This window comes from Paenibacillus sp. J22P169 (assembly GCF_059691995.1).
The window spans coordinates 49,438-71,783 of record NZ_JCAUAO010000006.1; the positions used below are offsets into that span (position 1 = coordinate 49,438).

Annotated in this window: 20 protein-coding genes; 9 read left to right on the forward strand and 11 right to left on the reverse strand. The window is 47.4% G+C overall.

The window, feature by feature from the left end:
• Positions 1 to 138 precede the first annotated feature (138 nt).
• Positions 139 to 1,320: an EAL domain-containing protein gene (locus AC58QG_RS24485; RefSeq protein WP_497364726.1), complete on the reverse strand. Its 1,182-nt coding sequence runs from the start codon at positions 1,318 to 1,320 to the stop codon at positions 139 to 141.
• Positions 1,321 to 1,529: 209 nt separating this feature from the next.
• Here AC58QG_RS24485 and AC58QG_RS24490 point away from each other — a divergent pair, with 209 nt between their 5' ends.
• From AC58QG_RS24490 to pyrH, 3 genes are all read left to right on the forward strand, one after another.
• Entirely contained in the window at positions 1,530 to 4,415 is a 2,886-nt protein-coding gene (locus tag AC58QG_RS24490; RefSeq protein ID WP_497364727.1) for an ATP-binding protein, read from the forward strand.
• 132 nt (positions 4,416 to 4,547) lie between these two features.
• Positions 4,548 to 5,873 carry an MFS transporter gene (locus AC58QG_RS24495; protein WP_497364728.1) on the forward strand — a complete coding sequence of 442 codons (1,326 nt, stop codon included), beginning with the start codon at positions 4,548 to 4,550 and terminating at the stop codon, positions 5,871 to 5,873.
• Positions 5,874 to 6,036: 163 nt separating this feature from the next.
• Positions 6,037 to 6,777: a UMP kinase gene (gene pyrH / locus AC58QG_RS24500; protein WP_497364729.1), complete on the forward strand. Its 741-nt coding sequence runs from the start codon at positions 6,037 to 6,039 to the stop codon at positions 6,775 to 6,777.
• 510 nt (positions 6,778 to 7,287) lie between these two features.
• Here the strand turns inward: pyrH and AC58QG_RS24505 are convergent.
• Entirely contained in the window at positions 7,288 to 8,169 is an 882-nt protein-coding gene (locus AC58QG_RS24505) for a GNAT family N-acetyltransferase (protein ID WP_497364730.1), read from the reverse strand.
• Positions 8,170 to 8,347: 178 nt separating this feature from the next.
• Here AC58QG_RS24505 and sigY point away from each other — a divergent pair, with 178 nt between their 5' ends.
• From sigY to AC58QG_RS24525, 4 genes are all read left to right on the forward strand, one after another.
• On the forward strand, positions 8,348 to 8,872 hold the full coding sequence (gene sigY, locus AC58QG_RS24510) for an RNA polymerase sigma factor SigY (RefSeq protein ID WP_497364731.1): 525 nt from the start codon (positions 8,348 to 8,350) through the stop codon (positions 8,870 to 8,872).
• Position 8,873: 1 nt separating this feature from the next.
• Complete coding sequence (locus AC58QG_RS24515; RefSeq protein WP_497364732.1) at positions 8,874 to 9,284, forward strand: YxlC family protein; 411 nt, start codon at positions 8,874 to 8,876, stop codon at positions 9,282 to 9,284.
• Positions 9,271 to 9,483: a sigmaY antisigma factor component gene (locus AC58QG_RS24520; protein WP_497364733.1), complete on the forward strand. Its 213-nt coding sequence runs from the start codon at positions 9,271 to 9,273 to the stop codon at positions 9,481 to 9,483. The genes AC58QG_RS24515 and AC58QG_RS24520 overlap by 14 nt, the downstream gene beginning before the upstream one ends.
• A gap of 186 nt (positions 9,484 to 9,669) precedes the next feature.
• On the forward strand, positions 9,670 to 10,875 hold the full coding sequence (locus AC58QG_RS24525; RefSeq protein WP_497364734.1) for an MFS transporter: 1,206 nt from the start codon (positions 9,670 to 9,672) through the stop codon (positions 10,873 to 10,875).
• Between the two features lie 6 nt (positions 10,876 to 10,881).
• Here the strand turns inward: AC58QG_RS24525 and AC58QG_RS24530 are convergent, their stop codons facing one another.
• The 9 genes from AC58QG_RS24530 to AC58QG_RS24570 form a co-directional block, all read right to left on the reverse strand.
• Positions 10,882 to 11,409, reverse strand: a complete 528-nt coding sequence (locus AC58QG_RS24530; RefSeq protein ID WP_497364735.1) for a GNAT family N-acetyltransferase — start codon at positions 11,407 to 11,409, stop codon at positions 10,882 to 10,884.
• Positions 11,410 to 11,448: 39 nt separating this feature from the next.
• On the reverse strand, positions 11,449 to 12,219 hold the full coding sequence (locus tag AC58QG_RS24535) for a DeoR/GlpR family DNA-binding transcription regulator (protein ID WP_497364736.1): 771 nt from the start codon (positions 12,217 to 12,219) through the stop codon (positions 11,449 to 11,451).
• Between the two features lie 57 nt (positions 12,220 to 12,276).
• Complete coding sequence (locus AC58QG_RS24540) at positions 12,277 to 13,317, reverse strand: DUF4432 family protein (RefSeq protein WP_497364737.1); 1,041 nt, start codon at positions 13,315 to 13,317, stop codon at positions 12,277 to 12,279.
• Positions 13,318 to 13,320: 3 nt separating this feature from the next.
• Complete coding sequence (locus AC58QG_RS24545; RefSeq protein ID WP_497364738.1) at positions 13,321 to 13,872, reverse strand: D-lyxose/D-mannose family sugar isomerase; 552 nt, start codon at positions 13,870 to 13,872, stop codon at positions 13,321 to 13,323.
• 4 nt (positions 13,873 to 13,876) lie between these two features.
• Positions 13,877 to 15,091: a carbohydrate kinase family protein gene (locus AC58QG_RS24550; protein ID WP_497364739.1), complete on the reverse strand. Its 1,215-nt coding sequence runs from the start codon at positions 15,089 to 15,091 to the stop codon at positions 13,877 to 13,879.
• 1 nt (position 15,092) lies between these two features.
• Complete coding sequence (locus tag AC58QG_RS24555; RefSeq protein WP_497364740.1) at positions 15,093 to 16,250, reverse strand: Gfo/Idh/MocA family protein; 1,158 nt, start codon at positions 16,248 to 16,250, stop codon at positions 15,093 to 15,095.
• A complete protein-coding gene (locus AC58QG_RS24560) occupies positions 16,250 to 17,092 on the reverse strand; it encodes a class I fructose-bisphosphate aldolase (protein ID WP_497364741.1) in 843 nt (280 codons plus the stop codon). Before AC58QG_RS24560 ends, AC58QG_RS24555 begins: the two co-directional genes overlap by 1 nt.
• A gap of 132 nt (positions 17,093 to 17,224) precedes the next feature.
• Positions 17,225 to 18,355, reverse strand: a complete 1,131-nt coding sequence (locus AC58QG_RS24565) for a trans-sulfuration enzyme family protein (RefSeq protein WP_497364742.1) — start codon at positions 18,353 to 18,355, stop codon at positions 17,225 to 17,227.
• A gap of 36 nt (positions 18,356 to 18,391) precedes the next feature.
• Positions 18,392 to 19,402 (reverse strand): Gfo/Idh/MocA family protein, encoded by a 1,011-nt coding sequence (locus tag AC58QG_RS24570; RefSeq protein WP_497364743.1) that lies wholly within the window; start codon positions 19,400 to 19,402, stop codon positions 18,392 to 18,394.
• A 107-nt stretch (positions 19,403 to 19,509) separates the two neighbouring features.
• Between AC58QG_RS24570 and AC58QG_RS24575 the strand changes: the two genes are divergently transcribed.
• Positions 19,510 to 21,318: a sensor histidine kinase gene (locus tag AC58QG_RS24575; RefSeq protein WP_497364744.1), complete on the forward strand. Its 1,809-nt coding sequence runs from the start codon at positions 19,510 to 19,512 to the stop codon at positions 21,316 to 21,318.
• Positions 21,296 to 22,342, forward strand: coding sequence for a response regulator (locus tag AC58QG_RS24580; RefSeq protein WP_497364745.1), 1,047 nt, complete (start codon positions 21,296 to 21,298; stop codon positions 22,340 to 22,342). The genes AC58QG_RS24575 and AC58QG_RS24580 overlap by 23 nt, the downstream gene beginning before the upstream one ends.
• Positions 22,343 to 22,346: the final 4 nt, after the last annotated feature.

A 22,346-nucleotide genomic window follows, 5' to 3' on the forward strand; every position in this document is an offset into this window, starting at 1 on the left:
CAGTTACTCAATATTAACTGTATATTTTACATTTAACCGTTTCATTTCGTCTTGAACGCTTGATTTAACTGTACTTTTTTCAGCTATTTGCTCTCGGCGAGTCGTGCTGAGTATTCTCGCTCTTGTGCGCTTCCTCACTCATATCACCAAATCCAAAAACAAATAATATCCCTCACCTATCGCACACGAGTAAGTCTGAATCTGTCGTGAGGTATCCAAGTCGGTATAGGCTTGGGAGAGAATGCCTTGTTTTTGCAGGTTCATCATCAGAATATTTGAGATGAAATAAGGCCGCCAGGTCCAGTTCGCTTGGCGATAACTCTCATCTTTGCCCCAGCCTTCCTCTGTACGGGCGTAGTTGGAGGAGATCTGATAGCCATCTCCCTGGCAAATGTACATGCGGATACAATTGTCCGTGACATTACCGATGATTTGTTCAATCACAGTGTCGGCATCCTCTGCATTCGAGATGTGAACGGACGAATGGATGAGTGTATCCAGCTTTTGATGCACACTCAGCAAGCGATGATATCGCTGAAACTCGTCCTCACCGAACGATTTAATTTCTTCCTCCAGCATGGCCTTGTACGCATCCGGTCGCTGTAAGTCTGGCTCTGCTTTTGAGAATAAAAAGCCTTGAACATATCTCGCTCCCACCTGCAAAGCGCTGCGCAGCTCCTGCTTAGTTTCGACGCCCTCCACAAGCAGTGAGGCACCAATTTGAGCTGAAACGATGGAAAAGGATTGCATAACTGCTTTGTAACCGTCGTGAACGATACTCTTTTTCAAAATATTCAGGTCAACCTTCAAGATCTTCGGCTGCAAGCTCGCAATGCGATCGAAATTACTAAAACCACTGCCCACATCATCAATGGCAATGGTACAGCCAAATTCACGATAAAGCTCAACGATCCATGTCAGCTCCTGGAGCTTACCTGTAAATTCCTCCTCCGTGATTTCAATAACGATTCGCGAGGGATTTATCTGGTATTTCTTCAACAATTCAATCGTGGGTAAGACACCTGTGCGTTTGTAGGTTCTATAAATCCAAGAGGGTTTTAAGTTAATAAATAGCTCACTCTCGTCCGATTCAGCAGCTATTCGTTCTATGGCCTGCTCTCTCAAATGCCGATCGATCATTAGATGCATGTCCTCGGTAATGTCAGGATCTTTGAAAAAGGGACCTAAGCTTTCCACGCTGCTTTCACGAACCCGTCTCCCCAGTGTCTCATATCCGATTATACGTTGACTCTGTAAAGAGATAATGGGTTGAAAATAGGGTCGTACTTCATGACGTGGCGGAATCTTGATGTTTTTCACCTGCACAGTGCGCCTCCTTCTTAGAAATTCTATCATGTCATATGAGTTGACATTCCATTGATCATTGACTCATATTTTAAACGACAACGCCACTTTCCGCAATCTGTGATGACAGAAAACATGACACGACTTTTTTTAGAGGAATTTGTTGAGCTTTGTCGAATTTCTATATGTTCTTTATTCTATTAAAAGTCAGGTGACCGATTGCGATGAAAACCTTCACGAGATCACGAATCTCCATGTTATATGTTATTTTAATTGTCGTTTTGCTAGCTTTCGTCAGTGTATCCAACTATATGGCTTCTCGAAATATGGAGAAAGAGAACAATGCGATCGTGAATCAGGCTATTCCGATTCTGACGACGGCTAATAGTTTATTGACTAGCTTAATCAATCAGGAGACGGGTCTCCGCGGTTACCAATTAGGTGGAAGTGAACAGTTTCTTGAACCTTACAGCACGGGAAGAGAGCAGGTCGCTGCTGATTTAAACACGCTTTCGACCTACGGCAAAAAATATCCAACCTTACAAATCATTATTGATACCCAAGCGATACCTGCCATTACCAATTTGCAAAAGTATTATGATACGACCTTGGAATTATTCCGTGCCGGTAAAGTTGAAGAAGCGAAAGCCCGTGTCACTGGCGGTAAAACGCTGATGGATCGCTACCGTGTCATTCATACGAGTATCGAAAACAATATCGAACAGATAACCTCTACAGCCTATGAGGCTTCTCAACAAGCAGGTCAAACCTCCCGTTTGATCACAATTGTCGGCTTCGTAATCGCTCTTCTTGCAGGAGGTATGTCCATAATCATCTCATTGCGCTCCTACCAAGCGGAGAAAGAACTTCGTAAGAGCGAGGAAACCTACCGCTATATGGCGGAAAGTCTGGAATCCCAGAACGAGGAAATTATTGCCCAGCAAGAGGAGCAGCAGATCACGCTGGCTAAGCTGTCTGAACGCGAACGGGATTTGGAACTTATCTCCTCCTATCAAGAGAAGCTCACTGGCTATGTGAAGTTAACTGATTTCTTGAAGCATACGTTGCCTGCTCTATTAAATTCACTAGCCCATGATGCTGCCTTGGTAGTCCTCGAAAATCGCACAGAGGATGGACCTATCTCCTATGAAGTTATTCATTCCATTGGTTACCCTAAAGGACAGATTCAAGCTTCCGTCAGTGAACTTTTCGGCCCGGCCAGACGTGTATTCGATGAAGGAATCTCGCTCACACATCCCCGTGATGTAACGGGTAATGAGCAAGGTATACACAGCGGAGTATTACGAGCCATCGACCATTACATTCCGCTCACGGATGATAAGCAAGAAGTCATTGGCTTTCTTTTACTAACGAGTTATCAAAGCTCACTCTATCAAGATGATAATCAGCGTCTGACCAAAGGATTAGTACGTCAATTCGGACTAGCCTTCTATGCACAGCTCGTGAACGATGAGAAGCTGCAGCAGGCGGAAAGCCTAGCCAAACTAAATGATCAACTCACTGCGGAGAAGCAGCTATTAGAAGGACAGCACGATCTCATTCAAAATATTTTGGAATCCGCCCACGAGGGCATGATGATGTGTGATTCGCAGGGCACGATTCTGTTCTCTAACCATCGTATGAATCAGTATTTCGGACTTAACGAACGTATCGGTCAGAACTTAGTTGCCTGCAGCTATGACATCGGAGCCACATCCCCAAGCTTCCATGGGGTAGCAGCCTCCATCGAGGCCTTGATTGATCGCTCGTTGTCTCATTTGACGCAGCGCTTTAGCTTCCAGCAGGATGAGCAGCTTCAACATGCGGAGCTTTACGCTACGGTCGTTAGTGAAGGCACCGAGCAGCAAGGGTACCTCTTCGTTTTCCGTGATCGTACGGAAGAAGAGCGTGTAGATGAGATGAAAAATGAATTTATCTCTATTGTTTCCCACGAGCTGCGTACTCCGCTTGCCAGCGTGCTTGGCTTTATCGAGATTTTACTGCATCGTGATCTTCCGCAAGAGAAGCAGAAACGCTACATGGAAACCATTTATAACGAAGCACAGCGACTATCGAATTTAATTAATGACTTCTTGGATCTGCAACGGATGGAGTCTGGCCGTCAATCGTACAACTTCTCTCCCATTCATTTGCAATCCATCGTCACCGATATTGCAGAGCAATGGCAGGATAAGCAGCTTCATAAGATTGTCATTCATCAGCAAGAACCAGAGCTATGGGTGCGGGCAGATTTCGATCGTATTCGCCAAGTATTTGATAACCTCATTAGCAATGCTATTAAATACTCGCCGGCGGCAGATCACATCGAGATTCACCTGACAGCTCACGAAGGAAAAGTCACGATTGCTATTCAAGATTACGGACTAGGCATTCCTCAGGATGCCAATGCACATATGTTTTCGAAGTTTTTCCGTGTCGACAACTCCGACCGCCGTCAGATTGGTGGCACAGGCCTCGGACTAGCCATTGTGAAAGAAATCGTTGAAGGACATGGCGGTCACATCTCCTATACATCTGAGATGGGACATGGCACCACGTTCCGAATTGAACTTGACCAATATGAGATTTCTGGCTTAGACGGGAAGATTGTTATTTTTGAAGATGATGATAACTTGGCCAAATTAATTCAAGTTGCTTTGCACAAGCTGAGTCTGCCATCTATCCAACTGCGTTCCGCTGAGGAAGGTATGATCGCACTGCGTCGCTGTGAGGGCGAAGGCCCCATTCTGTTCATCGTAGACATTCATCTCGAGGGTGAGAAAACAGGCTGGGATTTCATCGCAGATCTGTACAAGCACCCTGTACACGCCCAGACACCGGTTATTGTTTCGACAGCGCTTGATCCGCCTCATGATTATCATGAAAAAGAGATTGAGAAATATCTAAAGAAGCCGTTCACGATGGAACGCCTCGTTCAGGTGGCGAAACGCTTGCTCGATAATAAAAGCAGCTTAGCTTATGTTTTCCCAGCCCAAAACAAAGAAACACTCTCCACTACCTTAGAACGCAACGGCATTAATGTGCTGAAAATGCAAGAGAATCAAGATATGATTGAGGTTGATCTCATTAAGCCCCAATCGGACAAATAATCCTTCATTAATCTCCCCTTCCTATCTTAGGCAGGGGAGATTTTATTATTGTTGTAAAGAAGAGGGATTTCCCTACAGAATCGCCAATATATTAGAGTAATAGAGGTAAGTGAAGAGAAAGGGTGTGCCCTCATGGCGAAGCTTGAATCAGCTTCCAAACCATTGCAAGGACGAAGTGTTTGGGCGTTGTTTTTCTCCCTGCCGATTTTCGCATGGGCGATGTATGATTTTGCAAATACCATTTTTTCTTCCAATATCGTGACTGTGTTCTATCCTTTTTACTTAAAAGAAACCTTAGGCAGCAGCGAGGAAATGAACCAGATTGCAAGTACTTTCATCACTTACTCCAATGCGTTATCCAGCTTCTTCTTAGTGCTCCTATCTCCCTTATTCGGCGTCTGGATTGATCGCACAGGCAAAAAGAAAGCCTATCTCGTCCCCTTCACACTGATTGCGATCATCGCAACGCTTCTTATGGGGGCATCGGCACTATGGGAGACAGATCAAGAATGGTTAGGACTCAACACATCGATTCTCGGTGTTATTGTATTCTTTATGATTGCTAAATTTTTCTATAACTCCAGCTTAGTCTTCTATGATTCCATGATTTCCGATCTAGGCAACGAACGTGAAATCCCGTTGATCTCGGGGTTTGGTGTAGCGGTTGGTTATGTAGGCACGCTTGTCGGCCTTGTTGCTTTCTTGTTCGTTCATGATAATCACTTCGAGAGTACCTTCATCCCGAGTGCTGTCATGTTCCTCATCTTCTCACTGCCGATTATGTTCCTGTACAAAGAGAAACGTCAGAAACCTGTGGCTAGCAACAAATCGTTACTTAGCGGCTATCGCGAGATCTGGATGACGTTCAAGGAAGCTCGAAAATACCAGGCAGCTTTCACGTTCATGATCGCCTACTTCTTCTTTAACGATGCGATTGCCACAGCGATTGCCGTTATGGCCATTTATGCAAATACAGTCATGGGCTTCTCTACGGGGCAGTTCATTCTACTCTATCTCGTGTCCACGGTCAGCAGCGTTATCGGCTCCTTCCTCTTCGGGTATGTCACCCGCAGCATTGGACCTAAGAAGGCCGTAACCATCGTCGCACTTATTCTCATTGTCGCCATCTCCCTCGCCGCTCTTGCCACGAGTCAGAGTATCTTCTGGGTAGCCGGCAGCCTATATGGCGTCTCGATGGGCGCTATGTGGGTGACGTCCCGTACATTGATCGTGCAGCTAACACCGGAAGAAAAGCGTGGCCAGTTCTTCGGTCTGTTTGCCTTCTCCGGGAAAGTGTCGTCCATTGTCGGACCTGCGCTTTACGGCTCCATCACGTGGGCATTGGCCTCGTCAGGCAACTTAGCAAGCCGTGTCGCTCTCGGCTCCTTATTGATCCTTGTTATCATTGGCCTTATCGTCCATATGCGGGTTCCGCAGAAATTGCATAATCCTTCCTAATTCATGTACAATTACTTCTAACCAGAGGAAGCAGACACAGCAAACACTAGAGCATTTAAGGCTTTAGTGTTTTTTTGCAAGCATCCATGGGGACCGCACTTACACAACCTAGTCAGACATAACCTATCGTACAGGCATTCTCATCAGAGAGAGGGGATATGAAATGGCTTTACGGTACAAACGAGTCCTCATTAAACTTAGTGGCGGGGCTGTAGCAGGCGACAACTCATTCGGCTTCGATCCTACACAGCTAGATCATATCGCCAATGAAATTATGACTGTCGTGAATTTGGGCGTTGAAGTGTGTCTTGTGATTGGTGGGGGAAATATTTTCCGCGGTAATATGGGTGAAAGCTGGGGCATCGAGAAAGCTGAGGCTGATAACATTGGGACACTCGCGACCGTCATTAACAGCTTGATGCTGCGTGGTGTATTGAAAGCGAAGACAAAGGCAGAGGTACGCGTAATGACAGCGATTCCGATCGCTTCTGTGGCGGAGCCTTTCATCCGTTTACGAGCCATTCATCACTTGGAAAAAGGATACATCGTCATTTTCGCCGGTGGAAATGGGCAGCCTTTCGTTACGACGGATTACCCTTCCGTACAACGTGCCATTGAAGTGAATTGCGATGCCATTCTCGTTGCTAAGCAAGGTGTGGACGGCGTCTTTGACAAAGATCCGAAGCACCATCAGGGGGCACTCCAGTACAAATCCCTCCATTACAATGATGTCATTCAACACAATCTGAAGGTAATGGATCAATCCGCCTTTATTCTGGCGCGGGATTACCATGTACCGATTCATGTGTTCAATTTTGACAAACCTGGCTCAATGAAGGACATTTGTGCAGGACTGAATACGGGAACAATTATTAGTGCATCATCTGAACTCATTTATCATTAACAGATTTGCTTAAACTCTTCTCTCCACCACCTCTCCATTGATCCGTCGCGTCACTAACTGTATAAACTACAGCTAATTCTGCAACTTTTCTCACAAAGGATAAAACAACTGGATTTCCTCCAGTTAATTTGACCCGCTTTATGCTGTCATGGCTGATTCCACGGATTTTAACTGTAAGTTTTCCATCTAATCGTGCAATTCGAGCTAAATCGGCGAAAATAGATGGAGGTTTTCCAGTTAGACTCGGCAGGGCGGCTTGGTGGGAGGGCAAGTAAGCGGTTGTTGGTTGGATGGTTGGGGCTTGCCAGCGTGATGCAAGGACAAGTAAGCGGTTCGTTCGTTGGGGGCCTAGGGGTGCCAGCGTGGTGCAAGGACAAGTAAGCGGTTCGTTGGTTGGGTGGCTGGGGGTTGCCAGCGTGGTTGGTTCGAGTGACGGGCATGAAGTTAGTCTCCCTTCAAATAGCAAAAAAGGATAGACAGCAGAGCGATCTGCTGATCTATCCTTTTATTTTAACCGAGGAGTAGCACGTAATAGTCGTTAGCGTTTCTCGTCGCAAATCCACAGGATTCATACAGGCCGAGCGCCTTCTCATTCTCCACGGACACTTCCAGCTTGATATGCTCCGCATGATCTCGTTCTTTAAGTGCCGTAATCGTTTGGCTTAAAATCTGACGACCATAGCCCTTGCCCCTAAAGCTAGGCAGCACACAAAAGCCATAAATAAATCCACTAAGACCTGGCTCCACCATCGCACCAAGTTTTCCAATAGGTTCTTCACCTTCACCTAACTCCGCAATCCACGTCCGTTCCTTGTCACCTGTGATGGTTTGGTTCACATACTCGCGTGTATCCACTTCTGTCATGTCGAAGCCTGACATATTCAATTTTACGAGTAGCTCCGTATCGGAACTGTCCGCTAAGCGAATAAATAGCTGTGTTTGCATGGAAACAGGCGGGATAACCTGCTCTTTTAAATCCATCACATACTCCGAAAAAGAGTAACCCGCGCCCAGCTTGGTCAAAAAAGCCTTCCCGCTTTCCGAACCACGCTCATTGATGAAAATAAGCTTAGGCACCTCTCTTTGTCTGCACGCCTCTATAGCCGTTTCAACAAGTTGCTTGAAAATCCCTCGGCGCCGCGCCTCCGGATGCACCATACCGCTGATTTCCACTTCGGTGGAGAGGAAGCTGTAGATCGCCAGAAAGCCAACAATTCGGTCATTCTCGTAATAAACGAAATCATTGGTCACGAGGGCAGGACGGCTGGATAAAGTACCCCAGTTTAGTTTAATTTCGATACTTTCGTGCGCATTACATATTTCCCACAGGGCTCGAATTTCCGCCAGCTCTTCAGGGGATAGACCCGCTCTTGCATAGATACCTTGTTTCATATGTTGTCCTCCATTAGTCATCTCATTCATATGGACTTACCTGCTGTCATTATACATGTCTGAGCACTGCGGTGGTAAGCTAATAAATCATTCTACAAATTTTTTCGTGTAGCTGTGAACGATCTTCTCGAGCTGTTCGTACTATCTATGAAACCAGGCAGAGAGGATGTTCAATCACTTGGAAGAGAATGAATTCATTCGTCAGGCCATGTTAGGCGACACCGCGGCTCTGTCTAAGCTTCTTCAGCAGCATTATGCGTTTGTGTATAAATATTTGGTCAAAATCACGCTGAATCCCTCCCAAGCGGAGGATCTCACGCAAGAAACGATGGCCCGATGTATCGAAAAAATAAAGCTCTACAACGGGACTTCGAAGTTCTCGTCCTGGTTAATCACCATCGCTACACGGTTGATGATCGATCAGGGGAGACGCCGCCTTTGGGAGCGCAAGTGGCAGGAGAAAGAACAGCAGCAAACCTTGCGCCAGCTGCAATGGCAGACAGCGCATCATACGGATGACGCTTGGCCGGAGGTGTTAGACGCCTTAGCCGAGATGCCGCGGGAGAGTCGCATCCCGCTCATTCTCAAGCATTACTATGGGTACACCTACGAAGAAATTGGCGGCATGCTCTCCCTTGCAGAGGGCACTGTGAAATCAAGAGTGCACAATGCACTGAAACAACTACGGAAGGAGCTGAAGTAGATTGGACGAAGATTCGCAAAAGCAGCAGTGCGAGACAGGGGAGTTAAGCGAAGGGCACAGCAGGGTGCTGGATGGAAGCGAGCCACATCGAGCGAGCCAAACGCAAACAGACGAGGACGTCGCTCGTCAACTGCGCGACGGGCTGGACCTGCTCGATGCTGCCATCCATGTGCCAACCCCGAGTGCAGCTTGGTTTGATCAGCATATTTCCGCGACGCAAAGTAAGCGGAAATCCAGACTGATGCGTGATTTGGCTATCCTATGGATCAGCGCGATGTGCTTGTTTTATGTGTTTTATCTGACGGTAACGGCTCAGCCTGTTGCCTTCCTCTCCATCCAAGCTGCGGCGATACTGATTCCGCTAGCTTGGCTCATCTTAAGAAAGCAGGTGGCTTCTCATGACAACAACTGAATCCAAATTCGATCTATTACCCCTCTGGGCATGGATTGGTCTTGCATTAATCATGCTTATACAAAGCTCATGGCTGTATATGGATTCCCGCAAGCACGGTGCCCGTCACCCTTGGTTTTGGGGCATTTGGGGCATCATTCAAGCCCCGGTTCCCACGATTGTATATCTCTTTGCGGTGCGTAAGATTCACCGCAAATAATCTGTGTTCTTACTTGAAACGGCTGCCTCCATGGCAGCCGTTTTTTCATGCCCACGCGGATACAAGTCTTGGAAATAATCAAAATCATATTGACTTCCTTCTGTCGTGTGGGCTATGATTTGGGTGTTATTTTACTAACTTAGTAAATTAGTAATTTAGTAAATTTAATCGAAAGGAATGAGACCTTTGTTAACCAATCGCTATGTTCGAACCATTCTCCTATCCCGTGTGCTTCTGCAGCTAGGCATTTGGATCCGGAATTTCGCTATTCTCCTCTATATCTCGGACATTACACACAATAATCCACAGTATGTATCCTTGATTTCCATTGTAGAGACGGCACCTATTTTCATCTTCGCCTTTATTGGCGGCACGTTCGCCGATCGCTGGCAGCCGAAGCGGACTATGGTTTGGAGTGATCTTTTATCCGCTGTAACGGTGTTCCTTGTATTACTTACCCTGTTAACTGGCTCTTGGTATGCTTTGCTAATCGGGACGTTCATTTCTGCAAGTTTATCGCAATTCTCACAGCCTTCCGCCATGAAGCTCTATAAAAAGAATGTACCCGCGGAGCACCTCCAAGGTGTTATGGCCATGTCTCAGTCTCTCGTTGCCATTTTCATGGTTTTGGGCCCTGTGGTCGGTACGTTCATCTATCTGAACTACGGTATCGAAGCTTCTCTTATCCTCACGGGTGTGATGTTCTTCGGATCATCCCTAGTGCTTACTTTCCTCCCGAAAGACGAGATCGAAGAAGCCTCTTCAGGAACCACAAACTTCTTGAAGGAGCTAATTGCCGGCTTACGATATGTGCAATCCAACAGTGCGCTCAGAACGCTAAGCCTCACTTTCGGAGTTACTGGATTAGCCGCGGGTCTTGTTCAACCACTCGCGATATTCATAGCCATCGAGAAACTAGGATTAAGTAAACAATCTCTACAATGGTTTCTGATGGCGAATGGGGCCGCAATGCTTATCGGCGGGGCTGTCATTATGGGGATTGCGAAGAAGGTTAAACCGCAATTTTTGCTTGCAACTGGTTTACTTGTCAGTGCTGTTTGTACCATTGGGGTCGGAGCCTCCACCCTCGTATCCGTGACGCTGATCCTACAGATTGTAAGTGGATTGTTTTATCCCTGTATTCATGTCGGGATTCAAACCCTCATTATGCGTAACACGGAAGGGCCGTTTATGGGGCGAGTTGGCGGTGCGATTACACCGATTTTCATGGGGATGATGCTTGTGGGAATGGCCTTATCAGGTTACTTGAAGGATACAACGTCATTGTTGACGGTGTATGTTTGGAGTGGTGGTTTGCTGATGGTAGGCGTTGTGTTGTTAAACCCGCTTCTGCGGAAAAATCAACTTAAAGCGAAGCAACAAACTATGTAGGCATGCTTACTTATTTCTCAACACGGTAATAAACCCATCGAGGATTTGATGACTTATTCGGAACCCCTTGCCTTGATAAAACTTTAACGCAGCATCGTTTCCATTGGATACAAAGATGAACAGATCGCTTATCGAGTCAAAGGAATGTAGCCAATCCATGGACTTTTCGAATAAAACAGAGCCAATACCAGCACTACGATAACCTTCTTTTATATAAAACTGAGAAAGACAGCCTACGGCCTCATTTTTTACAGTATCAAGGTCAAAAAAAGTAGCAAATTCATTTGCATATGTCTCCTTCAGCGAAATATTGCTGTACACATAACCAACGATTTCGTTACCATCTTTGGCGGCTACTATATAATTAGCTCTCGCATTTTTAACGGATGGTATCATTCTCGTTTCAAAGCTCATGTTATCGAACAACTCTGGGTGTATATAGGCCTTTGATTTTTGATAAGCCATTAATTCATTGCATAAACCCTTAATACACGCGATATTTTCGTCTGAAATGATCTCGTAATGGATGTTCATATTTATCTCCTTGCTGACATACTGTCCTGCGCACACTGATTAATAAGCAACTTCTATCTGGACGTTTGCATCTTCACAGGCCTGGACCAACTCATTTTCCGGCAGGCGATCCGTCAGTATCCGGTGCACGCCTAATAACGGCGCAAACGAAAAAAGCACTTTAGCCCCGAATTTGGAATGATCCAAAACGACGTTCGTTTCTTGTGACTGCTTGATGGCGAGTCGTTTCATTTCTGCTTCATAAATGTTTGAATTGCTAAAGCCATGCTCAATGCTAACGCCGGTCGCACCTAGGAAAACACGATTGAACGCCATCCCCTGCAGCGTTTGAACAGCTACTGGACCGATCAATGAAGATGTGGCCTCAAGCAGCATACCACCTGTCATTAGCGTTGGAATGTGTTTGCCCGAAAGCTCATTGGCCACATTCAGAGCGTTCGTCACGACGGTAATGTTCATGCCTGGAGGCAAATACCGGGCAATTTGCTGTGTAGTCGTTCCGCCGTCAATAAATATGGAATCGCCTGGACGGACTCGCTCCGCAGCGGCACGTCCGATCCTCATCTTCTCCTCCATAAATACGCCGGAACGTTCCAGCAAAGCCACATCTTTCCCAACGAGAATGGCTCCGCCAAACGTCCTCTTAATTAAACCCGCTTCCTCCAGCTTCTCCAGATCACGCCTGATCGTCATCTCCGTTACTTGGAACGTATCCTTCAAATCGGTGATCTTAACTTCCCCATCACAGGTAATCCGCTCCAGGATCTGCTGCTGTCTCGCATTGAATCCGCTATTCATTCCAATCTGCATATACGAACGGCCTCCCGCCGAGTTTTTCACGACATGTAAAACTAATCTGTATTCATTTTATAAGATCAATTCCAACCGGTAAAGCACGGATTCGCCAGGGGCGAGCATACGAGGTCCGCCTCGTTCCTGTTCTGCCGCGCGTCCTTCCACTTTACAATTAGCTGGCTCGAGTCCTAAGACATGTTCGCCTGCCCCAGGCATACGCCATTGTACCAACATGGGCAGTGTGTCTGCCGACCAGCGCAGTTTGGCTGTTACGGGACGTAAGACGCCACCGCTTGGAAATGATCGATTATGAATTTGCACTTCGGCCATACCAGCAGCATCCGAGGCAAGATGACTAAGATGATGATAATACACGCCTTCGGAAGCCGCAGGATCAGGCCTCTCCCAGTTCTCACAGTTTTCAGTCGACAAGCCAGCTTCCCGAGGTTCAATGTCCGCAGGAGGGAATTGAATGGTCGTTTGTTCCCCGAGCAGCGGAAAACCAAAGTTAAAATGATAGAGCAACATATGTGGGCTTGCGGTAAACCCCATATTTTCGACCCGGTCATCAATCGTTATACGATTCTCACCAAGCCGGCCGGATAGGGTGCGATGCATCCGTAGTCTGGCCCCGAAAATGGAGGTCTCCTCCACAATTCCGGACACCTGCCATTCCAACTGGTCACCTATCCACTCTTCCCGAGTGTTAACTTGTCTTGCCGGCGTATGATGTGCTCGTCCATGCAATCCGTAACTACCAGTCTCAGCCACACTTGGCGATCCGACATGTGTAAGCCCGCAAGTCATGAGAAGCCCGCCTGACGCCGTGCGCAGCCATCCAGTTCCTTCCGGCTCATAATACGCAGGTGACACGTCGCCATTAGGTGATTGCCAGGAAATAGGCACTCCCCATAGCTCCGTTAATGAAATATCAAGCCCTTTGGAAGGGACGATGTCGAAAGCAAGCCCAGCCCCTGTCCGAACGCGAATCAGTTCGACCCCCGCTTCTTTGCCTTCCGTCAGCTTCATCCGCCGGATCCCGCCAATCTGCCCCAGATGGCCGACCCGCACCTCCAGCTCCCGTCTTGTCCAGTCTCGGCCATATAACTGCATCGTCTAATCCTCCACGATTACTGGCATTCTGACAATGTTCGGATCTGTGAAAATATCGAACTCATCACGGCTAGTGCTCGAAAACTCCGATACGATGGCGCCATCCGGCCCCCCTTGAAACCAATGCTTGGTTTCCGGCTGAATCGTATATTGCTCTCCAGGCAGTAATTCAATTTCGTGGAAAACGGTGTAGAAAGGTTCACTTCCCGCTGGTATTACGGCTTGCATGTTCGGCGTAGATTCGCCCTCTACGTATAACAACACCTTCCCCCAGCGACAGCGGAATGTTTCCATCTTGCCAGGCACGCCCTCTACAGGTGGGTGCAGATGCTCTGGGCATGTTTGCCTTGGGAAAAGCACAAGCTCTTTGGCACAGTACCGATCTGTGTTCACATAGGTAATGAGCTCAAGCCCTTGATTGGCCAAGTCGCCTAGACCGAATCCAGCGACTTCAATAGCATCCTGTTCTTCCGGTGTAAGCACGATTCCCGCCTGACGAAATAGCGTTGCTGTTTCCGTCTGGGCCTTTCTCACATCGCTTCTTCTTAGTGTCATCGATCTATCTCCCTTCAGTGTTATTTATGTACTCCCATAAACAGAGTGATTCGTTCCAACTCCAGCCTGAAAGAGGGATCGTTCCGGTCCGTTGAGGCCATCCAAGCTTAATTCGATCTTGTACATCACGCCAGACAGGTACACCGCTTACAGCGTCTGCTTTCTCCACATTGCAAGCCCCAACGCCTACTGCACCGATCAGAACCTCTTCAACCGTCAGCCCTTTCAGGAGCCCCGCCAAAAATCCGGCAATCGTGCAGTCCCCCGCTCCCGTTGTTCCAACCGCGTTTACTTGGAAGCAAGGTGCAAGCAGCTCTTTCCCGAGCCAGTTCTTGATCATCTTTTCGATGGGCGCACAAGTTCCCATGGAGAGAAGTCGACTCGGGTTGGATGACGTCTTCATATATAATCCGAACTCTCCAAGCTTCAGAGCGACTACGGCCGCTCCCATTTCTAGCAATTCATCGGCAAGCTGCGACAACAGCGAACCATCCGCATACGGTAACAACTCCTCCGTACCCTGTTCAAGCTGTATCTGACGGTAGCGGTCTGGCTTCAGCATATACAGAATTTCTTCAAAGCTGGGTAAAAATACATCCACGAATGGAAGCGTTTTCTCCAGTATCCTTCTCCAATCGGCGCGTCCTGCCGCCGTTGAAGGATCAGGCTTCGCCAAATCAAGGGATACCGTCAATCCTCTCGCTTTGACGCCTGATAGAAGTCGGACAAGATCGTCACCTTGATGCTCATACATGTTTCGCATCAGAGGCGGATAGCCGAAATGAAACAACCTAACGTCTTCTAGGCTTGCCAAATCCACGTCACTCGCCTGAAAGGTGTCATTCGCTCCCGTACAATGGAGGAAAATACGGTCCACCCCAGGCGGACTAATGACGATGGTGTACGAGCTTTGCTCATCTGGAGAAACGATCATCCCTTCCGTTAGATGCTCTCCATATCCCCGTAAGTTCTCCAAGATGGCCTGCCCGAATAAGTCGTCTCCGACTTTACCCATCAGATTGACTTGAAGACCAAGTCTATGCAACGCAAGACCCGTGTTAGAGACCGCCCCACCGGTGGCGATCAGTGCTGTTCCGATTTCAACTAGTTTACCTGGCACAAGAAACTCATCGATTCCATTCTTCTTCCCATGAATGGCCGGAATGATATCCAGACAAATATGTCCTGCAACCACGACATCTGCCGATCGTCTTTTCAACTTAGGTCCCCCAGTCTATCGTCACCGTTTCTCCATTTCTCTCCGACTCGAGTGCTGCCGTAAAGATACGATGGCTGTCTGCTGCTTCCTCCGGTGTGACGCAACCGAAAGGCTGCTGCATGCTCGCTCCATGTGTAAGCTCATCACAGAATGCCGCCCACATTTGCAGAATCGAATCGGAGAAACCAAATTCAAAAATTCCTCCAGTAATCGTACTATAGGCAGATTTATAAGGTACATCTACCACATGCCAAGCTTGCTGTCCTCCCGGTTGATACGGCATGGAGGCAACCTGCTTCGGATTTTTGGTTGTAAACTCTGCAGATAACGCCGTACCTTGAATACGGATAAACCAAGTATTTGCATGGCCTGGCGCAATTCGTTTGGTAGACAGGATCATCGGGAACTGTTCGTTAGCCAGCTTCACATCACATGCGAGAATCGCGTTGTCCCATGTTTCACAAGGCGCGGAGCCTCCCTTTCCATCTGGACGCTCATGAACGATTTTGGATAGAAGCGCCCGTACGTTCTTGGGCTTCCAACCGAATCGGAGCGGCAGATGCAGCACGTGCATGCCGAGATCACCCATACATCCGTATTCGCCGTTTGTATTGATTCTTCGCTTCCAATTAATCGGCTTCGTCGGATCCAGGTCGCTCGAGTGCCAGAAACCAGCTTCCACCTCAATGATTTTCCCGAATTTCCCCACATTTACCCATTTCATGATCTGTTGGGCTCCTGGGAAAAACGGAAATTCCGAAGAGCAGCGGACGATGACATTCGGATTCTCGGCAATTACTGCTTGAATGGCTGCATTCGCTTTTTGGTCGATGCCGAACGGCTTCTCGCCTAAGAGATGCTTGCCTGCCCGAATGATGTCGACATACATGTGCTCATGTAAATTATGAGGTACAGCACAATAAATAGCCTCCACTGTCGGATCATCCAATAGCTTCTTATAATCTGTATAAGCGTTTTCCACACTCGGGACATGATCGAGGAACCATTGAGAAGCAGCTGAGTTTGCGTCACATACCGCCACAATCCGGGGTTCAAAATCAACGTCCGTCAGTTGACACCAACGCGCAGCGCTGCTCGCGAACTCTTTGCCCATTAAGCCGCAGCCGATAATACCAAAACGAATTATTCTTCTTTCCACTATTCGCTGGCCCCCTTCAGAATGCTTAGCGCTTGCTCCGCCGTTGCGCCATGATGCACAATACTCATTAAAGCTGCGGTCATCTCAGCAGGTTTCGGGTGTTGAATGACATTACGCCCATAGACGATGCCTGAAGCACCCTGCTCCATCAATTCCACCGTACGCAATACGATTTCCTCATCGCTCGCCCTACCACCACCGCGCACAAGCACTGGAATGCCAGAGGCAACTTCAATCACCCGGTGATATTCGGAAACATCATCGCATGGGTCTGCTTTTATCACATCGGCTCCCAACTCAACGGCCTGGCGAACAAGCGGCATAATTTTGTGAATATCGCCATCGACCATATAACCGCCTTTTGCTTCATTCGGAAGCATGACAAGCGGTTCAACCATCAATGGCATCCCATATTTTTCACTTTCCGTTTTCAAAAGGGCTATGTTCCGCACACACTGATGATGCAATTCCGGTTGACCCGGAAGAAGCAGCAAATTGACACAAACAGCGACGGCATCCAAACGTACAGCTTGCTCAATCGCCCTGTCGATCAATTCGCTGAACACAAATTTCGGCAGCTCTGTGCCATAAATATTGGCCGCATCCGTTCGCAGGACGAGTCCCGGCTTCTGTTTCCCAGGGATCTCTTGCAGCAAGCGAGCTTGCCCAGTACTTAGCTGTATGCAGTCCGGATTTGCTTTGACAATCGTTTCAATGGCCTGTTTCATATTCTCAATGCCTGTTAAGAAGGAGAATTCATTAAAAAAACCGTGATCCACAGCAACATCGAAACATTTTCCCTGATCACTGAACATGCGGTTAATACGTGGCAATCGAGACATCTTATCCACTCCTAATTGTTATTAACGAACATTTATTTATTCTTTTTAAACATATATTAGGAGAAATTAGGCCGTACGTCAATCCATTTATTCTTAATTCTATGCACTATTGTTTGAAATAAACATTTATTTTCATGAAAGACTATTCAATGCTTGATCTAAGTCACTTATCAGCGAATCTACCGACTCCAGCCCGACTGAGATCCTTAGTAATCCACGCGGAATACCGGTCGCTTGAGAGGCTTCCTCACTGATTCCTACGCCTGGATCGATAATTAGACTTTCAAATCCGCCCCAGCTAGGGCCGAACTCGAAATAATGGAGCTTCGGGATCATCTCCCGAATGGCTTGCTCATTAGCGCGCGGAAGGAAGCTTATTAATCCCGTGTACCCGGTAAACAGCTTTCTCCCAAGCTCATACTGCGGATGACTTTTAAGACCAGGATAATACACGCGTTCCACCTTCGGATGGGTTTCAAGAAACTCCGCAATTTTCATGGCACTTTCTTGATGCTGTCTCATACGGACAGGCAGGGTGCGCATTCCCCTCAATAGAAGCCACGACTGATGCGGATCCATACAGGAACCGAGCAACGCCCGTTCCTCATGCGTGATTTTCTCCATATCATCTCCTCGTCCGATCGCAACACCTCCAATAATGTCGCTGTGACCGCCCAAATATTTCGATGCCGAATGAACGACCATATCGATACCGAAGCGCAGCGGGTTGCAAAATAAAGGGGTCGCCCATGTACTGTCAATAATGGTTCCGATCCCATTCGCCTTGGCCAATTGAGCTATCGCCTCCAAATCCTGAAGTACGAACAAGTGGGAAGAAGGACTTTCCAAATAGATCAACTTGGTATTCGGTCGAATGGCTTGCTCGAACTCGTCTAATCGATCTCCAGTCACGAACGTCGTCTCTACCCCGAACTTCGCCAAGTAAGAGCTCAGAAACTCCCGTGTCGGGCCGTATGCGCTCCGTATGCAAATCACATGAGCCCCTGCTGAAACATATCTCATAATCGACGCCGAAATCGCTCCCATACCGGAGGAGAAACATCTAGCGGCCTCTCCTTCCTCTAGGGCGGCTATTTTTCTCTCTACTACCTCGGTGGTTGGATTCCCTATTCGGGTATACACGTAACCGTGATCTTTCTGTTTTCTAGTGAACAGGGAATTTTGAAAAATTGGAGGTACAATCGCACCCAAATATCGATCATAATCATCTCCCAGATGCATTAACATATCTTCTTTCGTCATCGTCTCTTCATCTCCCTGATGTATAAATTGTCTTAACTACCTTTCCATCCATTGCATAATGGCAGCTGCTTCGTCTGCTTCCACGGCAGCTTTACATGCTTGCAGGACATCGTTAGCTGTCAAAATCGCCGGCCGTCCTTCAATACGATTTAGGAAGTCTTCACTTAGCGATAATGGAACTGTGTCCGGCTCTATTGTCCTTGCTGGCATATCGTTCGTCACCTGGATAAATAATGGCCCCTTGCCCACAATCGGGTCTCCCTCCAGACGCAGCTCCGCGCAGCCTTTCGTACCGGTCACATAGATGCGCCCGTCTCCCCAGGTCCAACTAGCTTCAGGTGTGTGCCAGTCCGTATATAGCTGTGCGGTAACTCCTCTACTGAGAAGCACTTGCAGAGATGCAGCGTCCAAAAATGTCGGATATTCCGGCAGTATGCGTTTGCTTTTCCAGCCATGAACCGAAGTTACCTCTTCTCCTGTCAACCATCGAAGCAAGTCAAAATCATGGATGAGAAGATCAATAATCGGTCCTCCGTTGCGAGCTTTATCAAAAAACCAAGCTGGCCTTCCCGAAGCGCGCAATCTATGCGGCTTGCGCATCTGAATATGGATGATCTTACCTAGTTCTCCTTGCCGAATAGCCTCTCTGAGCGCAAACAGTTCCGGACGAAATCGCTCCGTCAGCATCATACCGACTTGTATACGTCCCCGGCGGATGACTTCGGCAAGCCGATTGAGCCCAGCTGAGTTAACGACCGCTGGCTTATCCACCATCACATGCCGACCATGTCTTTCGCAGAGCTCAATGATATCGATTTTGTCTTGGTTGACAGCAGCGCTGCCTACAATGGATCCGCTCACACTAAGCAGCTTCTCTGGATCGTCGAATAGCGTGACTCCATACCGATCAGCCAGCCTGCTTGCCATCGCGGCATCTTCTCCATCATAAATACCCGCACAAGGGTGCCCCAAATCGTTCATTTCCTGAATAAATTGGGCAATATGCATATGCTGGCAGCCTAAAATGCAAAAAGGTTCCTGTTTCATCTACAACTCTCCTCTCAAACGCGTTATGCTTCTTTCCATTCATTTCGCCCCTTGTTATAATTATGGAACACTTCATTAACCTACTTAGACGAACGGAGTAATCCGCTATGAAATTCTTAAAGATGGCAAGAGCATTACCCATTCGCACCAAATTGAATGTATTAATCCTCTTGTTTCTATGCCTGCCGTTTATCTCTCTCGGGGTAATCTGGTATGAAAAAACAACAGAAAAGATCGAAACGAACGCTGTCCATTCCAGCCAACAGCTTATTACTCAAATCAATAATCAATTGGACAATTATTTCATCGACTTGGAACGGATCACGTTTCCCGTTATCACGCATCCGCTCATCCTGAAATTCATGCAGCTGCCAGCAGATGAGCAATATGATCGGTTTATCATCACCCGTGATATCGAAAAACAAGTACTGCCGAATTTCATGTTCGGCCGCCCGGACCTGAAAGGTTTCTCCGTCGCAACGGAAAATGGCGTTGTCAGTTATGGCGGCGTTTCCCCCAAGAGCGACTATATGAAGTTATTCCAACAATACGCGGATGCAACATCCTTCCGAATTGTCGGCATCCGCAATCCAGATAATTCGCCCGTGCTGACCGTTGTCCGCACATTTCGCGATGCTGCCAATTACAAGTCACTTGGTATGTTGGTGATGGATTTAAACATGAACCAGATTATGAACATTCTGGCAAAGGTTCAACTTGGACAAACCGGCTATATTTGGATTGCAGACAACAATGCTCAAATTCTGTATCATCCGGATCTCAGCTATCAAGGCAAGCCTGTGGATTCCAAGCTGATGGAGCGATTCCGCGGGAGCCAGGAGGGCTATTTCTTGAAAAATACCGATGCAGGAAAAACATTGGTCATTTTCCATCGCTCTCCTTACACGAACTGGACAATGGTATCTGAAGTCCCGCTGCGGGAGCTGATCAGCAACCTGATCGATCTCCGAAATATAACGCTGTGGATTGCCTTTTTCGTTATCTTGTTCGTAATGGCCGCGTTAGCAGGATTTTCCTTTAACCTAACTCGATCGCTCTCTGTTCTCCAGCGGTTAATGAAAAATGCGGAGCAGGGGAATTTGGCTATCCAAGCCCCCGAGCACCGAGAGGACGAAATTGGAAGCCTATACCGCAGCTTCAACAAGATGGTCAGGGAAATACGCAGACTGATCGAAGTCGTGCATTCTTCTAAGCTCAAGGAGAAAGATCTTCAGCTTAAGCAGCGAGAAGCTATGATGCAGGCGATGCAATCGCAGATCAACCCGCATTTTCTCTATAACACGCTCGAAGCCATTAACTCCTACGCCGTCGTGGAAGGCGTGCTGCCTATTAGCAACATGGCAACCTCTCTTGCAGATTTGTTCCGCTATAGCGTAGGCAGCTCCCAGCAAATCGTCAGTCTCAAAGAGGAATTGGATCACGTCAATACGTATTTGAACATCCAAAACGAGCGATATCCCTACTTAACATTCGATTGCGGGATCGAAGCACGAACGGCATCTAACGTACAAGCTGTTCGCTTAATCATTCAGCCCTTGATTGAGAATTCGATCGTCCATGGGTATGAACGCCATAAACTTCGCCCGACCTCTATCAGCGTTTCTTCCGAGCAGCTGGAGAATTACTGTCTGCTGCGGATTACCGACCATGGTCAAGGCATGGATTCGAAGCTATGCGAGACATATAACAAAATTTTCGAAGGCTCCCTCGCAGGCGACGAGACAGAACTTTCCTTTCATCACATCGGATTGCTGAATGTCCATCACCGCATTCGATTGACTTATAATGAGCCCTACGGGCTTTATATAGAGAAATCAGATACGACAGGCACTGTCATTCAAGTTAGACTGCCTTATAAGGAGGGATCACAACATGTATCGAGTCATCACGATTGACGACGAGCCGATGGTCAAAAAAATGCTTGGCAAGCTGATTGATGCAACAGGCCGCTTCAAGGTGGTTGCAGAAGCGGAAGACGGCCAGGAGGCTCTTCGGCTCATCGAACAGCACGCTCCTGATCTGATTTTGACCGATATACGCATGCCGATTATGGATGGTCTTGAATTGCTGCAGGAACTGCATAAGCGGAACCAAAAACCTAAAGTAGTCATCCTCTCCGGCTATGATGATTTTACCTTTGCCCAACAAGCGATTCGGTATGGGGCCTCTGAATATTTACTGAAGCCCATCCGGCCGGCTTTACTTCAAGAAACGCTTGATCGCATTTTCACTAGCTTAGAGCAAGAAAAATTATCTTTATCCGACCGTGGTCGCTGGATTCTTTTAGTCAAAGAGCATGCTGAATCTATGAACGAGAACGTCTGGATTCTGAATGATGATGCCGTAATAAACGATCTTAAGAAATTCCAAACAACTCTTGTGCTGGAAGCAACGGAAGACTCGCAGATACGAACTGCCTATTTCGAACTGCTTTGCCATATCGACGCAAGATTGAGCGAAAAAGGGATTCGGATGTTCAATGACGGTGCGGATGACCCCATTCCAGTCAAAACGGAAGAGCTGTTCAACCATACATGCTCCCTCCTGGCGTCGGCTATTCAGCAAATCCGCCAATCCCGTAATTGGGGGAGCCATCAAGGCATTCAACGTGCAGTGGACTACATTAAACACAATTATACGTCCGAAACCTTCTCCATGCAGGAGGTCGCTGACTATATTCAAATGTCCGCTGCTTACTTCAGTCGTTCCTTTAAGGAAGAGATGGGGGTCCCCTTCATCCATTTTCTGACCCAACTGCGAATCGATATGGCGAAAGACATGTTAAGTGATCCTGCATGCAAGACAATCAACATTCCTCATGCCATCGGTTATGCCGATTATCCCCATTTTGCTAAAGTGTTCAAAAAAAGTTGTGGACTAACCCCCACCGAATACCGAAAAAGGCTGGGCATCCAATAGCAAC

What these genes read in the sequence shown, in the direction of transcription:
- AC58QG_RS24490 (WP_497364727.1), top strand. Translation starts at nt 1,530, where the DNA reads ATGAAAACCTTCACGAGATCACGAATCTCCATGTTATATGTTATTTTA.
- AC58QG_RS24495 (WP_497364728.1), top strand. Translation starts at nt 4,548, where the DNA reads ATGGCGAAGCTTGAATCAGCTTCCAAACCATTGCAAGGACGAAGTGTT.
- pyrH (WP_497364729.1), top strand. Translation starts at nt 6,037, where the DNA reads ATGGCTTTACGGTACAAACGAGTCCTCATTAAACTTAGTGGCGGGGCT.
- AC58QG_RS24505 (WP_497364730.1), bottom strand. Translation starts at nt 8,169, where the DNA reads ATGAAACAAGGTATCTATGCAAGAGCGGGTCTATCCCCTGAAGAGCTG.
- AC58QG_RS24520 (WP_497364733.1), top strand. Translation starts at nt 9,271, where the DNA reads ATGACAACAACTGAATCCAAATTCGATCTATTACCCCTCTGGGCATGG.
- AC58QG_RS24530 (WP_497364735.1), bottom strand. Translation starts at nt 11,409, where the DNA reads ATGAACATCCATTACGAGATCATTTCAGACGAAAATATCGCGTGTATT.
- AC58QG_RS24535 (WP_497364736.1), bottom strand. Translation starts at nt 12,219, where the DNA reads ATGCAGATTGGAATGAATAGCGGATTCAATGCGAGACAGCAGCAGATC.
- AC58QG_RS24540 (WP_497364737.1), bottom strand. Translation starts at nt 13,317, where the DNA reads ATGCAGTTATATGGCCGAGACTGGACAAGACGGGAGCTGGAGGTGCGG.
- AC58QG_RS24545 (WP_497364738.1), bottom strand. Translation starts at nt 13,872, where the DNA reads ATGACACTAAGAAGAAGCGATGTGAGAAAGGCCCAGACGGAAACAGCA.
- AC58QG_RS24560 (WP_497364741.1), bottom strand. Translation starts at nt 17,092, where the DNA reads ATGTCTCGATTGCCACGTATTAACCGCATGTTCAGTGATCAGGGAAAA.
- AC58QG_RS24565 (WP_497364742.1), bottom strand. Translation starts at nt 18,355, where the DNA reads ATGACGAAAGAAGATATGTTAATGCATCTGGGAGATGATTATGATCGA.
- AC58QG_RS24570 (WP_497364743.1), bottom strand. Translation starts at nt 19,402, where the DNA reads ATGAAACAGGAACCTTTTTGCATTTTAGGCTGCCAGCATATGCATATT.
- AC58QG_RS24575 (WP_497364744.1), top strand. Translation starts at nt 19,510, where the DNA reads ATGAAATTCTTAAAGATGGCAAGAGCATTACCCATTCGCACCAAATTG.
- AC58QG_RS24580 (WP_497364745.1), top strand. Translation starts at nt 21,296, where the DNA reads ATGTATCGAGTCATCACGATTGACGACGAGCCGATGGTCAAAAAAATG.